At 68.5% G+C, this 14,310-nt stretch carries 12 protein-coding genes; 5 read left to right on the top strand and 7 right to left on the bottom strand.

Annotated features, from left to right (window positions below):
* Positions 1-21 precede the first annotated feature (21 nt).
* Positions 22-411 carry a DoxX family protein gene (locus ACRCUN_RS12765; protein ID WP_462141998.1) on the top strand — a complete coding sequence of 130 codons (390 nt, stop codon included), beginning with the start codon at positions 22-24 and terminating at the stop codon, positions 409-411.
* Here ACRCUN_RS12765 and ACRCUN_RS12770 read toward each other — a convergent pair.
* On the bottom strand, positions 406-3,693 hold the full coding sequence (locus tag ACRCUN_RS12770) for an ATP-dependent helicase (protein ID WP_462141999.1): 3,288 nt from the start codon (positions 3,691-3,693) through the stop codon (positions 406-408). The genes ACRCUN_RS12765 and ACRCUN_RS12770 overlap by 6 nt on opposite strands.
* Positions 3,690-6,833, bottom strand: coding sequence for an ATP-dependent helicase (locus tag ACRCUN_RS12775; RefSeq protein WP_462142000.1), 3,144 nt, complete (start codon positions 6,831-6,833; stop codon positions 3,690-3,692). Before ACRCUN_RS12775 ends, ACRCUN_RS12770 begins: the two co-directional genes overlap by 4 nt.
* Before the next feature lie 99 nt (positions 6,834-6,932).
* On the opposite strand from ACRCUN_RS12775, the gene ACRCUN_RS12780 reads away from it, so the two are divergent.
* Together ACRCUN_RS12780 and ACRCUN_RS12785 are read left to right on the top strand one after the other, a co-directional pair.
* Positions 6,933-7,706: an alpha/beta fold hydrolase gene (locus tag ACRCUN_RS12780; RefSeq protein WP_462142001.1), complete on the top strand. Its 774-nt coding sequence runs from the start codon at positions 6,933-6,935 to the stop codon at positions 7,704-7,706.
* A gap of 2 nt (positions 7,707-7,708) precedes the next feature.
* The gene (locus ACRCUN_RS12785) at positions 7,709-8,005 is read left to right on the top strand and encodes an MGMT family protein (protein WP_462142002.1); all 297 of its coding nucleotides are present in this window, start codon (positions 7,709-7,711) and stop codon (positions 8,003-8,005) included.
* 117 nt (positions 8,006-8,122) lie between these two features.
* On the opposite strand, the gene ACRCUN_RS12790 is transcribed toward ACRCUN_RS12785, so the two are convergent.
* The 3 genes from ACRCUN_RS12790 to ACRCUN_RS12800 all read right to left on the bottom strand — a co-directional run bounded on the left by ACRCUN_RS12790 (position 8,123) and on the right by ACRCUN_RS12800 (position 11,349).
* Positions 8,123-8,977: a TIGR02569 family protein gene (locus tag ACRCUN_RS12790; RefSeq protein ID WP_462142003.1), complete on the bottom strand. Its 855-nt coding sequence runs from the start codon at positions 8,975-8,977 to the stop codon at positions 8,123-8,125.
* 36 nt (positions 8,978-9,013) lie between these two features.
* Complete coding sequence (gene moeZ, locus ACRCUN_RS12795) at positions 9,014-10,192, bottom strand: adenylyltransferase/sulfurtransferase MoeZ (RefSeq protein ID WP_462142048.1); 1,179 nt, start codon at positions 10,190-10,192, stop codon at positions 9,014-9,016.
* 119 nt (positions 10,193-10,311) lie between these two features.
* Complete coding sequence (locus tag ACRCUN_RS12800) at positions 10,312-11,349, bottom strand: DUF3152 domain-containing protein (protein ID WP_462142004.1); 1,038 nt, start codon at positions 11,347-11,349, stop codon at positions 10,312-10,314.
* 205 nt (positions 11,350-11,554) lie between these two features.
* Here ACRCUN_RS12800 and ACRCUN_RS12805 point away from each other — a divergent pair, with 205 nt between their 5' ends.
* A complete protein-coding gene (locus ACRCUN_RS12805; protein WP_067854445.1) occupies positions 11,555-12,214 on the top strand; it encodes an HTH-type transcriptional activator FasR in 660 nt (219 codons plus the stop codon).
* A 6-nt stretch (positions 12,215-12,220) separates the two neighbouring features.
* Here ACRCUN_RS12805 and ACRCUN_RS12810 read toward each other — a convergent pair whose 3' ends face one another.
* Positions 12,221-12,472, bottom strand: coding sequence for a DUF3107 domain-containing protein (locus tag ACRCUN_RS12810; protein WP_462142005.1), 252 nt, complete (start codon positions 12,470-12,472; stop codon positions 12,221-12,223).
* A 243-nt stretch (positions 12,473-12,715) separates the two neighbouring features.
* Between ACRCUN_RS12810 and ACRCUN_RS12815 the strand changes: the two genes are divergently transcribed.
* Positions 12,716-13,507, top strand: a complete 792-nt coding sequence (locus tag ACRCUN_RS12815) for an MmpS family transport accessory protein (protein WP_462142006.1) — start codon at positions 12,716-12,718, stop codon at positions 13,505-13,507.
* A 6-nt stretch (positions 13,508-13,513) separates the two neighbouring features.
* On the opposite strand, the gene ACRCUN_RS12820 is transcribed toward ACRCUN_RS12815, so the two are convergent.
* Positions 13,514-14,212, bottom strand: a complete 699-nt coding sequence (locus ACRCUN_RS12820; protein WP_462142007.1) for a ferritin-like fold-containing protein — start codon at positions 14,210-14,212, stop codon at positions 13,514-13,516.
* Between the last annotated feature and the right edge of the window lie 98 nt (positions 14,213-14,310).

Genomic DNA, 14,310 nt, shown 5'->3' on the forward strand with positions numbered 1-14,310 from the left:
GACGCACGCCACAATGTAACCATGACCGCCTCCTCCCCTCAGCGGATCTCCGCTGCACCGGCCGCCCGCCGCCTCTCCGCGCTCCTTCTCGGCATGGGGGCGCTGCACTTCGTCGCACCCAAACCGTTCGACTCGGTGATCCCGGCCGAGCTGCCGGGCAGCCCCCGCTTCTACACCTATGCCTCGGGGGTCGGTGAACTCGCCACCGGCGCGCTATTGGCCGCACCGCGCACGCGGCGGGCCGGAGCCCTCGCCGCGGTGGCATTGTTCCTTGCGGTATACCCGGCCAACATCAACATGGTGCGTCTGTGGTGGAGTAAGCCATGGCCGATGCGCATCGGCGCGATCGCCCGGCTGCCGCTGCAGATCCCGATGATCACCACGGCACTCAAGGTGTATCGCAACTCATAGGCCCTCCTGCGCCTGCTGCTCGGCCAACAGCGCCTCCAGTTCGTCCGGGCCGGGCAGCGAATCCGGACTGACAGTCTGGCCGGAACGCACATAGTGGAACGCCGCCCGCACCGATTCCGGCGGGCAGCCCCGCAGCGCGGCCCACGCGAGCCGATACACCGCAAGCTGAATCGCGGCCTGCCCCAAAGCTTCTGGGGTGGCCGGAGGATCGCCGGTCTTCCAGTCCACCACCGTGGTCGTGCCGTCGGATTCGGCGAACACCGCGTCGATGCGACCACGCACGATAGTCCTGCGCGTCTCCCCGATCACCATGTCGAACGGCACCTCCACCTCGACCGGCGTACGGGCCGCCCACCGAGACTTGACGAACGCATCCTGCAGTTCGGCGAGGTCCTCTGCGCATGCCCGCCCACTGTCACTGTCGACCGCGCCCGGCAGGTCGTCGAGGTCGAACAACCGCTCGGCGTGGAAGAACCGCTGCACCCACTCGTGGAAGGCGGTCCCGAGCAAGGCGTGCGGATCGGGCCGTTGCGGTAGCCGCCGACGCAGCCGCTCCCGTGCCGCCTTGGGATCGCGACTCAGCTCGACCAGGGTGCTGACCGACAGCTGGCCGGGCAGTTCGGCCGCCGCAGCCTGCGGTCCGCGCTCACGCTCCGCCAGCAGCGCGTCGACGTCGGCCGCCCAGTCTTCGCGGTCGGCACTTGTCTCGAAATCACCGGCCATCGCGCGGGCCACCAGATCAGCACCGCCGCCGACATCGGCACCATTTGCGGCCACGGCCGGCCACATCGCTTCGACAGCCTTGTCCCGCAATGGGTTCTGCTCACCCGGCGCGGGCTCGGCAGCCCACTGCTCGATCTCGCCACACGGCAGCCCACCGCCCGCGGCCTCGTCGATGATGGCTTTGAGCTCACACAGAAACTCCGAGGGCCCACGGGGCTTGCTCTCGGTCGCGCCCCAGTGGTGGCCCGACAGCAGCAAGGTGTCCTCGGCACGGGTGATCGCGACATAGAGCAGTCGACGTTCCTCGTCGATACGACGCTGGTCGAGGCTGCGTTTGTGCTCGGAAATCTTGTCTGACAAGATCTTCCGGTCGTTCACATCCGACGTGTCGAGCACCGGCACGCCGATTTCGGAGACGGTTGCCCGGTCCCCGCGCAGCAGCGGCGGCAGATCCGAGGCGTCGGTCAACCAGGTTCGAGCCTGCGCCGTCGAGGGAAACACCCGGCCGCTCAGGTGCGGCACCGCAACCACCTGCCATTCCAGCCCTTTGGCGGCGTGCACGGTGAGGATCTGCACGCGGTCGTGCGACACCGTCAATTCGGCGGGGGCCAGACCGTTCTCCACCTCCATCGCGGCGTCCAGGTACGCCAGCAACGCCAGCACCGAGGCCGTGGACCTGCTGGAGAAGTCCGCCACCAGATCGCCGAACCGGTCGAGGTGCTCGGTGCCGGTCCATCCCGCCGTAACCGGCCGGGCTGCCCGCGCTTCGGCGTCCAGGCCGAGCACCCGCCGCACCTCGGCGACCAACTCGGGCAGCGGATGACTCAGGTGCGCGCGCAGCATTGTCAGCTCACGGCTCAGCGCCACGATGCGCTGATAGCCGGTGCCCGAATAGTTCTCGGCCGGGCCCGGGTCACAGATCGCGTCGGCCAGGCATGCCGCGTCGGCGTCGGGCGCGGCCTGCGCGACGATGTCGGCGGTGCTCAACTCCCCCGGCTGCCGATCGTCGAGTTCGACCGCACGCCGCCACAGCGCAGCGATGTCGCGCCCGCCGAACCGCCACCGCGGCCCGGTGAGAACGCGCATGACGGCCGACCCCGCGGTGGGGTCGGCCACGAGCCGCAGCATCGCCACCAGGTCAGCGACCTCGGGAACCGCCAAGAGGCCCGCCACGCCGACCACTTCGACCGGCACCCCGCGAGCAGTGAGTGCCGCAGCCATGGGTGCGGCGTCGGCGTTGCGCCGCACCAGCACCGCGGCGGTGGGCGCGGCCGCGCCGCGACCGATGGCGTCGTGATATGTCTGTGCGAGGTGATCGGCAACCCAATCACGTTCGGCCACAACGTCAGTCAGTAGAGCGCACCGAATGGTGCCCGGGTCGGCGTCGGGCCGCGGTAGCAGCTCGCGCACCGCGACCGAGCGCCGCCGCGCCTCGGCCGACACCGCGTTCGCCACGTGCAGGGTGCTTGGCGGGTTTCGCCAACTCGTACGCAATTCCAGCGTGGGCGCGGGGGTTCCGTCGGCGTACGGGAAGTCGGTCGTGAAGCGCGGCAGATTCGTCGCCGACGCACCACGCCAGCCGTAGATCGACTGGATCGGATCGCCAACGGCCGTGAGTGCCAACCCGTCGTCGGCCCCTCCACCGAACAGGGCTGACAACGCCACCCGCTGGGCGTGACCGGTGTCCTGGTATTCATCGAGCAGCACGACCCGGTACCGTTCGCGCAGCTGCCGGCCCACCTGAGGGAATTGCGCCGCCAATCGAGCCGCGGCCGCCATCTGCATCCCGAAATCCATGACCTTGTCGGCGCGCATCCGTTCGTGCAGGGCGTCGATCAACGGCACCAGCTCGGTGCGTTCGGTCTGCGTGGCCAACATTTTCAGCAGCCACTGGCTTGGCCCGCGGTCGCGTTGGTACGGCCCGGCGGGCAGGGTGTGCACCAGCCGTTCCAGTTCGACGTGCGTATCGCGGAGCTGGTCGGTGTCGACCAGATGCTCGGCGAGTGCCCCGGACAACCGCAGCACCATCGCCGTGACCGCCGCGGGCGTCTTGTCGGTGGCGAGCTCGCCCGGATGCGCGCACACCACCTCAAAAGCCAACTGCCACAGTTCGGTCTCGCTGAGCAGGCGAGTATCCGGCTCGACCGGCAACAGCAGACCGTGCTCGCGGAGCAGCGTGCCGGCGAACGCATGATAGGTGCCTACTGTCACGGACTCGGCGGACTCGTCGGCGACACCCGACGCGGGCGCCAGTCCCGCACCGGCGAGGCGGGCGAGCCGCGTGCGCACCCGGCGCAGCAACTGCCCCGCCGCTTTCCGGGTGAACGTCAGGCCGAGTACCTGCGACGGCGTGGCGAACCCGTTGGCCACGAGCCAGACGACGCGCGCAGCCATCGTCTCGGTCTTGCCCGCCCCGGCACCGGCGATCACCACGAGCGGCCCGGGCGGCGCGGCGATGACGGCGGCCTGCTCGTCGGTGGGCGGGAACAGGCCCAACGCCCTGGACAGTTCGGCGGGGCTGTACCGGGGCCGGGCCGGCGCGGAACTCACAGCGGTCATGACCGTCCTTCACCAGACTGAGCCGGGCAGCTCGACCGCACCGGGCAATTCGAGCACCCGTCGTTGACGCGCGCGAGGAACTGCGGACCCGCAGTCGCCGAAGCCGCCTGCCTGACCGATTCCAACCACTCGGCACGGGCGGCGGGGGTCATCGGGTCCTGCTCGCGTTCGGTCGCGCCGGCCGCGCCTGCCTTACCGAGGTAGACCAATCGGCCACCGCCGGGCTGATTCCCGTCGGACAGCAGGCCGGCCGCGACTGCGAGCTGATACATCGCCAGCTGCGCGTGGCTCTGCGCGTCGTCCTTGCTGACCGGGGTCTTGCCGGTCTTGAGGTCGACAACCACGAGCCGACCCGCATCGTCGCGTTCGAGGCGATCCAGGCGGCCCCGTACCCGTACCCCCGGTGTGCCCTCCCCCGGCTCGACGATGACACCGTCGACGTCGATCTCGGTGCCGACCTCGGTGAGTTCACGCCGGCTCTCGGCGCGCCACCGGACGAAGGTCTCGAGCATCGCACGGTGCCGCACCAGCTCGTTGTCCGAATACCATTGCGCTTCGTAAGGCAGCTGACCCCAAACTTTTTCGAGTTCGTTGAGCAGTTGGCTCTCGGTTTTTCCGGAATCGGCGACGAGCGCGTGCAACATTGATCCCACGGTGGACCGCACATCACGTCCGTCACTGCCGCCGTGGCGTTCGAGCAGCCAGCGCAACGGGCAGTCGGTGAGCATCTGCAACGTCGACGGCGACAGTGAGACCGCGGGGGCGGCCGCACCATCCGTGTCCGACCACAGCGGCTCCTCGGTGGACAGCGGGGTCAACGCGTGCCACTGGGCCGGATCGGCACCGGGCACGCCCGCTGCGGCCAACCGGGCCAATTGCGTTGCCGCGCAGGCACGTGAATCGTCGTCGATCGCCCCGGGAGGTGCGCAGACCACCGACCGCAACCGGCCGACCAGCGCAGAGGGCGCCAGTACCCGCGGCGCGATCAACGGTGGCTGTGGCACCGGCTCGGTGGCCAGCGCGGCCAGTTCGGCGCAGAACGGCGACGGCAGCATGGATTCGTCACCGGCATCGCTGTCGACCGCGGTGACCAACAGCCGGGTGCGGGCACGGCCCATCGCGGCCATCAACAGCCGCCGCTCCTCGGCCAGCAACGGCGCCCTGGTCGACACCGCGCGGTCCGCAGGCGCCGCGACGCCGTCGAGCACATCCACCAGATGCTGAGTACCCAGCACGCCGCCCCGGGGGATCGTATTGGGCCACAACCCTTCCTGCACACCGGCGATGACCACGAACTCCCATTCACCGCCGAGCGCTGCGTGCGCGCTGAGGACCGCGACCGCGTTGTCCTGCTGCTTGTCTTCACCTGCCGGCGCGCCAAGGCCGGTCACGTGGTCGACCAAGCCGCCCAGCGAGGCCCCAGCGGTCCGGTTCACATACTGGTCGGTTACGTCGAACAGTGCCGTCACCGCATCGAGGTCACGATCGGCCTGCACGGCCGTGCTTCCTCCGCGCTCACTGGCCGCGAGCCAACGACGCTGCAATCCGCTGGCATGCCAGGCCTGCCACAGCGTGAACCTGGGATCGGCTCCGTCGCCCGCGCTGCGGCGCGCGGCCGCCAACACCGCGCGCAGCCGTCGCAGCGGACGCAGCAACTCGGCCGACACGCCGTTCGGGTCCGAATCGATCGCCGCGATCAGCAACTGGCCGAAATCCCTTGGCGGCGTTGATCCGTCGGCACGCCGCAGCGCCCGCCGGAGTTGGCGCAGCGTCACCGGGTCGACCCGGCCGATAGGCCCCGTGAGCAGACTCACCGCGCCATCGGCATCCAGGCCGCCCGTCGCGGTTGCGGTGAGCACAGTCAGCAGTGCGGCAACCGCAGGCTGGTGTGCGAGCGGCAGCCCGGTGGACCGTTCCTGCACCGGCACCCCCGCAGCGGTCAGCGCACGCGCCAGCGCGGCTCCTGCTCGCGGAACCGACCGGACGATGACGGCCATCTCCGACCAAGGCACCCCGTCGACCAGGTGTGCGCGGCGGAGCACGTCGGCGATCAGCGCACCTTCGGCGTGTGACGATGCGGCCAGGCGCAGCGTCAGCGTGCCGTCGGTCCGTGGATTTCCCGTCAGTGTCCTGGTGGCCCCGACGCCGGGCAACCGCTGCGCGACACCCGAGATGGCCGATGCGACCGCCGGTGCGCAGCGGTGGGATTCGGTCAGGGTGATCGCGGGGTGGGTTTCGTCGCGCAACAACACCGGATCCGCGCCACGGTAACCGAATACGGACTGATCGGGGTCGCCGGCGATGACGGTCAGGCCCGCGCCCGCGGCAAGGACCCGAACCAGCAGGGCAGCCTGTGGGTCGAGGTGCTGCGCGTCGTCGACCAACAACAGCTTGATGCGGGCACGTTCGGCGGCCAGCAGCTCGGCGTCGGTACCCAGCGCCTCCAGGGCGGCACCGACGAGTTCGGCAGCTCCCAAGGCCGGCACGGTGGCCTGCGGGGCAGCCATTCCCACGGCTGAGCGCAGCAGCATGATCTGCTCGTAGGCCTGCGCGAACCGGCCCGCGGCCAGCCATTCGGGCCGCCCCGCGGAACGGCCGAGGCGTTGCAGCGCAACGGGATCCACCCCGCGCTCGGTGCACCGCGCCATCATGTCGCGCAGCTCGGTGGCGAAGCCCGCCGTGCTGAGCGCGGGCCACAACTGCTCGGGCCACCCCACGGGTGAGTTCGGTCCGTCCTCGAGATCGCCGGCCAGCAGTTCCCGGATGATGCCGTCCTGCTCGGCACTCGTGATCAATCGCGGCGGCGGATCCCCGTTACGCTGCGCAGCGAGCCGCAGCACCGCGAACGCATACGAGTGCACCGTGCGCACCAGCGGCTCACGCACGACACCCTGTTCACCGGCGCCCAACAGTCGCGCCGTGATGGCGGCCCGCGCGGCCGCGCCGAGCCGGGCCGAACCGGTCAACAGCAGAACCGATTCGGGATCGGTACCCGCCTCGATGTGTTCGACGGCAGTGCTCACCAGGAGCGAGCTCTTGCCGGTGCCGGGCCCGCCGAGTAGGCGCACCACACCGCTGCACCCCGGTTCGAGCAGAGCGGTGCCCGTCGGTGATACGGAGTCGACATGTTGTGCGGTCATGGAAGGGATGACACCAGAGGGGTACGACAAGTAGCGGAGCGGATTGGAGCGACAAACCCGACAAGTAGCGGCTGCGCGCCACCTGGCAGCATCGACGGGGTGTCAGCCGATGTTTTGCACCTCCACCGCTTCGGCCCGCCGGGGTCTCCGCAGCTCTTGCTCGTCCACGGATTGACCGGTCATGGCCAGCGCTGGAAGACCCTCGCCACCCGGCACCTGGCCGAATTCTCGATCGTGGCACCCGATCTGATCGGGCATGGCCGGTCGTCGTGGGCTGCGCCTTGGACGCTGGACGCGAATGTGGCGGCGCTGTCAGCCCTGCTGGATGGCCCGACGCTGGTGGTGGGGCATTCGTTCGGCGGCGCGGTCGCACTGAATCTGGCGGCCGCTCGTCCCGATCTCGTCAGCGGGCTGGTGTTGTTGGATCCGGCCGTCGGGCTCGACGGTGCGTGGATGCGTGACATCGCCGACAATATGATGGCCTCCCCGGATTACCCGGACCGCGATGAGGCCCGCGACGAGAAGGTCAATGGATCGTGGGGCGAGGTCGAGCCCGCCGAGTTGGAACGCGAGCTCGATGAGCACCTGATCGAATTTCCCGCCGGTCGCTGGGGCTGGCGTATCAGCATCCCGGCGATGATGGCGTACTGGAGTGAACTCGCCCGACCGGTTGCTTTGCCGCGCAAGGGAACCCCTACCGCACTCGTGCGCGCCACCCGCACCGACCCGCCGTATGCCCGCGAAACGTTGATCGATGCGCTCGCCGAGCACCTCGGTGCGGACTTCACGCTGCTGGACTGGGATTGCGACCACATGGTTCCGGTGGCCAAGCCCGCCGAAACGGCCGCGCTGATCCGGGACCGGCTGGGGTAGCCATGGCTGCGGTGACCGAGGAACAGGTGGAGATGGTGCGAGGGCTGGTCGCCGCGATCCCGGCGGGGCGTGTCTCGACGTACGGCGACATCGCCGATGCGGCAGGGCTTTCCAGCCCACGCATCGTCGGCTGGATCATGCGCACCGATTCGTCGGATCTGCCCTGGCACCGCGTGATCACCGCATCTGGTCGGCCTGCCCCGCATCTGGCCGCGCGCCAGCTCGAACGACTGCGCGCCGAAGGAGTCCTGGCGGTCGACGGTCGGGTGCCGCTGCGCGAATACCGGCACGCGTTCTGAGCGCGAGGCGGTCACCGCGAGTGGGCGGTTTCATACGCGCGCAGCGGCGAGTCGCGTATGAAACCGCACAACCGCAGACTCGATACGGCGCCGCCGGATAGCTGCTCGCCGGAAAAGTCAGAGCACCAGTCGGATCAGCGACGCGGTCCGCGCGAGGCCGGGAAAGGCCGCCGCGGTGGAGCGGGGATGCAGCGCGTGAACGGCGAGCCGGAACATCAGTGCCCGCAACAGCATCTGCGGCCATTCCGGCAGCGATTCCCACCGCTCGATGAGCCCGTCGTCGGCATCGCCCCAGGACAGCGCATCGACCACGACGACGCCGGCGGCCCACGGCGCGGGGCGCCAGTACGGGGTGATGTCGGTGATGCCAGGAGCCGCGGTGCCCGCGAAAAGCACTGTGCCGTAGAGGTCGCCGTGTACCAGCTGGCTGGCGCTCTTGGTCGGCCTGCGCAGTCCGGCGAGCTGGTTGATCAGTTCGACGGAGCGTTGACCGTCCGCCGAGCCAGGCGACACCCTGGCGCCGGGCGGCAACGAGTGCAGTGGACGGTCTTCCCATGCCGCGCGGTCGGCCGCGATGAACACGTCGACGTCGGCCCACGGCGCGACCGGCGGCTGCGTCAGGAACCGGGGCCGTTCGAGTTTGGCGGTGGCCTCGTGCAATCTCACAGCGGCCGAGACGACTTCGTCATGGCGGGGTTCTGGCGTGCCCGCGACGTACGTGTCGGCCCGCCAACCGGCGACCACGTACCTGCCGTCGGTCGAGCGCACCGGCCGCGCGAGCCGGACTCCGTCGACGAACAAGGTTTCGCGGACCTTGGCCGACCACGCCGCCCTGGCGTGGTCGGCAACCATCGACAGCACAACTTCGCCGCAGCGCCAGCCACCCTCCCAGCTCGAGCCGAGCGGTACCGGGCGCACCCCGGCAAGGCCGAACGCCGCCAGCACATGTTCCGGCGGGCGTTCCACAGTCACAAGCTCAGCCTAAGGTGTGAGCCCGCAAACCGGCCGTCAGTACATGACCATGTCGGGCTCGAGCTGCTTGGCCCACGCCACAATGCCGCCCTGAAGATGCACCGCGTCGGAGAATCCGGCCTTCTTGACGATGGCCAGCACCTCAGCCGACCGGACACCGGTCTTGCAGTACAGCACGGGGGTGCGGTCCACCTGGAGTTTGGCGAGTGCTTCGCCCGATTCGAACGACGGCTTCGGGATCAGCTCGGCACCCTGGATGTGATTGATATCCCACTCGACCGGCTCGCGGACATCGATCAGCGCCAACGGCTTTCCGGAGTCCAGCAGCTCCCGGAGTTCGCGCGGAGTGACCGTCGAGTCGGCCGCCGCGGCCGCGGCCTCGTCCGAGACCACACCGCAGAATGCCTCGTAGTCGATCAGCTCGGTGATCTTCGGTGTCGCCGGATCCTTGCGGATACGGATGGTGCGGTAGGACATCTCCAGCGCGTCGTAGACCATCAGCCGGCCAAGCAGCGGCTCCCCGATGCCGGTGATGAGCTTGATGGCCTCGGTGCCCATGACCGAGGCGATCGATGCGCACAGGATGCCCAGCACGCCGCCCTCCGCGCACGACGGCACCATGCCGGGTGGCGGCGGCTCGGGGTAGAGATCGCGGTAGTTGAGGCCAAGCCCGTCCGGGGCGTCTTCCCAGAACACCGAGACCTGGCCCTCGAACCGGTAGATCGAACCCCACACGTACGGCTTGCCTGCCAGCACCGCTGCATCGTTGACCAGGTAGCGGGTCGCGAAGTTGTCGGTACCGTCCAGGATCAGGTCGTACTGGCTGAACAGTTCGACGGCGTTGTCGGGCTCCAGCCGGAACTCGTGCAGATTGACCTGCACCAGCGGGTTGATCTCGTTGATCGATTCCTTGGCGCTCTGCGCCTTGGACTTCCCGACGTCGGACTGACCGTGGATGATCTGGCGCTGCAGATTCGATTCGTCGACTACGTCGAACTCGACGATGCCGATGGTGCCGACGCCGGCCGCGGCCAGGTACAGCAACGCGGGCGATCCGAGCCCGCCCGCACCGATCACCAGCACCTTGGCGTTCTTGAGCCGCTTCTGGCCGTCCACGCCGACGTCCGGGATGATCAGGTGCCGGCTGTAGCGGGTCACCTCTTCACGGGTCAGCTCGGCAGCCGGCTCAACCAGCGGCGGTAACGACACATCCAAATTCGCGGACACCGCACGTCTCCTCAGTTTGTGGTCACTACATGATCCCAGGTGCTCGTAACCACAACGGTAATCCGGCCGCCATACTTCCCGTACTCCGGCAGCCGCGTGCACGCCCGCTAGGCGATGGGGTATGGCCAGGGATTGAACCGGCACGTCAACCCGTCCGCCTGGACGGTTTCCGGGTCGAACTTCGCCGCATCGTTGTTGGACGTCGAGAACGTCTGCTGCATCATGATCGGCGCGAGCTCCCCGTTCGCGGCACACGCCTCGTGCCGCTGGTAACCGATGGCATGACCGACCTCGTGGTTGATGAGGTATTGCCGGTAGGAGCCGATGTCACCCTGGAAGGGCACCGCGCCACGCACCCAGCGGGCCTCGTTGACGAACACCCGCGGCTGGTTGCCGTCGAACGATGGGTTGTAGCAGGACGCCTCGAGTTGGATGTCGTACCCGCAGCCTTCGCGCACCGTCATGGGCGAGGTCAGCGACACCCGGAAATCGGGCTCGATCCCGCTGCTGGCGTCGATGCGGGTGAACGCGAACAGCCCGTTGTGCGTCCAGCTCTTCGGGTTGGCCAGCGTCTCGCTGACCATCCGCGCGAAACCTTCGTCGCCGCCGAAGGACGTGGTGTCCAGGCCGTCCTCGACCTCGACGGTGTAGGTGAACGACTTCGTGGTGCCCTCGCCCACCTTCGGCGTCGTGCCCGGCACGACGTGCCAGGTTCTCGCACCGGCCTCGGTGAACGGTCCGCCCGCCGGCAGGATCCCGGTGGGGAGATTGGCGTCGAACTGGGTGAGGCCTTTGGGCGGGGCGCCGATGATCGCGGTGCTGGCAGCGTCGATGGTCGGCGGTCCCTGCACGGGTCCTTCGGCCTCATGGGCGGGCGACGAGCTGCTGGTGCCGGTGATCGTCTGGTACACGACGACCACTGTCAGCACGATGAGCACCGGAAGCGCGTAGGCCCGCCAGCCGTAGGTGGAGACGAAGCGCCCGATCCAGGTCTGCTTGCGCCAATGCTGGTGCTCATCGCGGTTGGACCGCGGCCGGCCCGAGTCCGCCGCGAGCGGATCGCGTTGTGCGCGCAGCGGCTCCCGCCACTCGTTGCGCAGCGCCGGGACACGGCCACCCCCGCGATGTCCCGGGTCGTAGGTCACCGAACCAGGATGGCATAGCCACCTGAGGATCTGTCGCCCGTGCATCTGGTCCGTGACCACGCCGCTGCCATTTCGAAACAACCGGCGCAGCGCGGTTCAGCGCCTGCATTTCGCAACGTGTGGCGCAACGGTAGTAATGTCGTTGCGATGAGCCGCGTGGACGAACATGTCCAAGTGCGCCAGAGCAATACAGATTGAGGACTTGATGAGCGATCTCGCCAACACCGCCGAGAAGAGAGGTGAAAAACCGGCGACCGGTGGTGGACGACGTGGAAACCGGCTGCCCCGCGACGAACGGCGGGGGCAGCTTCTGGTGGCCGCGAGCGAGGTTTTCGTCGACCGTGGCTATCACGCGGCCGGCATGGACGAGATCGCCGAGCGCGCGGGCGTCAGCAAGCCTGTTCTGTACCAACACTTTTCGTCGAAGCTCGAGCTGTATCTGGCCGTGCTGCAACGCCACGTCGACAACCTGGTCTCGGGCGTGCGCCAGGCGTTGCGCACCACGACTGACAACCGGCAACGGCTGCGCGCAGCGGTGGAGGCGTTCTTCGATTTCATCGAACATGACAGCCAGGGCTACCGGCTGATCTTCGAGAACGACTACGTGACCGAACCGCAGGTGGCCTCGCAGGTGAAAGTGGCCACCGAAGCGTGCACCGATGCGGTGTTCGACCTGATCAGTCGCGATTCGGGACTCGAAGCCCATCGCGCCAGGATGATCGCCGTCGGGCTGGTGGCCATCAGCGTCGACTCGGCGCGCTACTGGCTGAACAACGAGCGGCCGATCGACAAGGACGCGGCCGTTGAGGGCACGGTGCAGTTCGCCTGGGGCGGACTGTCACACGTGCCGCTCACGCGCTCCTAGACCCGCTCAGACGGAAGCCCCGGCCGGTTCGGAGCCGATTCCGAACCCGACCCGCCGCACATCGGCGGCACCGATCTCGACATAGGCGATCCTGGCGGTCTGCACCAGGAAACGACGGCCCTTCTCGTCGGTCAGCGCGAGCACACCCGAACCCTGACCGATTGCGTCGGTGACCAGCTGCTCCACCTCGCTCGGTGTCTGCGCACTGTTGAAGGTCAGCTCACGCGGGCTGTCCGTGACACCGATCTTGACCTCCACGCTGGAACCCCTTCTCTATCTCTCTTCATGGACTTCGTGTCCATCAGCAGGCTAGTAGACAGAACGGGTGAGGTGCCGACGCAGGCGGTTCGCGGTGAGCGAAGCCGTCGCGCGCCCGCAGTGATATTCGGCGACCGAACCGAGTCCGGACCGTAACCAACACGCCCCGTGCTCAACCTCATCTGTCACATCTGCCTCGATAGCATCAGCAGCGATATTGGACGAGACGACTGGGAAAGCCGCATGACCAGGCCTTATTCGCCGTATGACACCGCGCCGACCGAACGCTTCGGGGACCGCCCACACGGGCCGGGAAGCTACCGCGAGCACACCTCCCACCCGGGCTCCACCGGTTACGCCGGCAGCGACTACGGCGCCTACGCAGGTGACTACGAGAACTACGACGACTTCGTCGACGACGACATCGAGTTCTACGAAGAGTCGATCGACCGGCGCTGGATCTGGGTCGCCGGGGTGGCAGGCGCGATCCTGCTCGTGGCGGTGATCTGCACGGTCGTCATCCTCGGCGGCGGCGACAGCGGTTCGGTGTCGGCCACCGTGGCCGCACCACCGCAAACCAGCCAGCCCGCGACCACCGCGCCGCAGGATGCCACGTCGAAGCCGGCTCCGCCGCGGTCGGCGCCGACCGGGCCGCTGTCTCCCGAGACCGTGACCACGGTGACGCCGAGCGCTCCGGCACCGTCGGCGACCGCCGCACCCGCACCGGCCGCACCGCCCGCCGAGGCCGCCCCGCCGCCGCCGGACCCACGCACCGTCACCTATACCGTGACGGGCAACCGCCAGCTGATCGACCTGGTGACCATCGTCTATACCGATGCGCAGGGTGCGCTGCAGACCGACATCAACGTGGCGCTGCCGTGGACCAAGACCGTGGTGCTCAACCCGGGCGTGCAGCTCAAATCGGTCACCGCGACGAGCGTGGCCGGTCAGCTCAACTGCGCGATCACCGACGCCGCAGGCGCCGTGCTGGTGCAGCAGGCCAACAACAGCATGATCGCGACCTGCACGCAGTAGCGGGCGTCAGGCCAGGCCGAGCTCCTGCATGCGGTTGTGATGGGTGTTCTGCAGCCGGCTGAAGAACTCGGCCAACTGCGTCAACCCCTCGCCGCTCGACATGACGAGGTCGACGAGCTCGTCATGGTCGGCAAGCACGTACTGGGCCTGGGTGACGGCCTCCCCCAGCAGCCGGCGCGCCCACAGGGCCAGCCGGTGTCGCTGGCGATCGCTGGCCGTCACCGCGGCCTGCACCTCGGCGACGACGAACTGCGAGTGACCGGTCTCGGACAGCACCGCGCGTACCACCGACGCCACCTCGTCGGGCAGCGCGTCGGCGATCTCCAGATAGAAGTCGGCGGCGAGCGCGTCGCCGATGTAGGTCTTCACCAACGCCTCCAGCCATGTGCTTGGGGTCGTCATCCGGTGATAGTTCTCCAGCGCCGAGGCATAGCGCGTCATCGCCGGGACCACGTCAACACCCCTGCGCTCCAACGCATCTCGCAACAGCTCGTAGTGGCCCATCTCGGCGGCGGCCATGCTCGCCATGTTGATCCGGCCGCGCAGATTGGGCGCCATCCGCGCCTCGTCGGTGAGCCGGTAGAACGCCGCCACCTCTCCATAAGCAAGCACCGCGAACAGCTCGTTGACGCCAGGATGATCCGCCGTCACGCCTGCGGTGACCGACTCGGCGACCTGTTCTGCGGCAGGCTGAGACGCGTTCATGGGGCCAACTTTAGACGCCGCGCGGCATGCCGACGTGCCGGCAAATCAGGCTGACTACCCCGACCAGCTACAATGGCATGTGGTAACGGCTTCGGGCC

The sequence above is a fragment of the Mycobacterium venezuelense genome (assembly GCF_054919535.1).

Bases quoted from the DNA above. Each gene is read 5' to 3' on its own strand.
- ACRCUN_RS12765 (WP_462141998.1), top strand. From the start codon at position 22: ATGACCGCCTCCTCCCCTCAGCGGATCTCCGCTGCACCGGCCGCCCGC.
- ACRCUN_RS12770 (WP_462141999.1), bottom strand. From the start codon at position 3,693: ATGACCGCTGTGAGTTCCGCGCCGGCCCGGCCCCGGTACAGCCCCGCC.
- ACRCUN_RS12775 (WP_462142000.1), bottom strand. From the start codon at position 6,833: ATGACCGCACAACATGTCGACTCCGTATCACCGACGGGCACCGCTCTG.
- ACRCUN_RS12785 (WP_462142002.1), top strand. From the start codon at position 7,709: ATGGCTGCGGTGACCGAGGAACAGGTGGAGATGGTGCGAGGGCTGGTC.
- ACRCUN_RS12805 (WP_067854445.1), top strand. From the start codon at position 11,555: ATGAGCGATCTCGCCAACACCGCCGAGAAGAGAGGTGAAAAACCGGCG.
- ACRCUN_RS12815 (WP_462142006.1), top strand. From the start codon at position 12,716: ATGACCAGGCCTTATTCGCCGTATGACACCGCGCCGACCGAACGCTTC.
- ACRCUN_RS12820 (WP_462142007.1), bottom strand. From the start codon at position 14,212: ATGAACGCGTCTCAGCCTGCCGCAGAACAGGTCGCCGAGTCGGTCACC.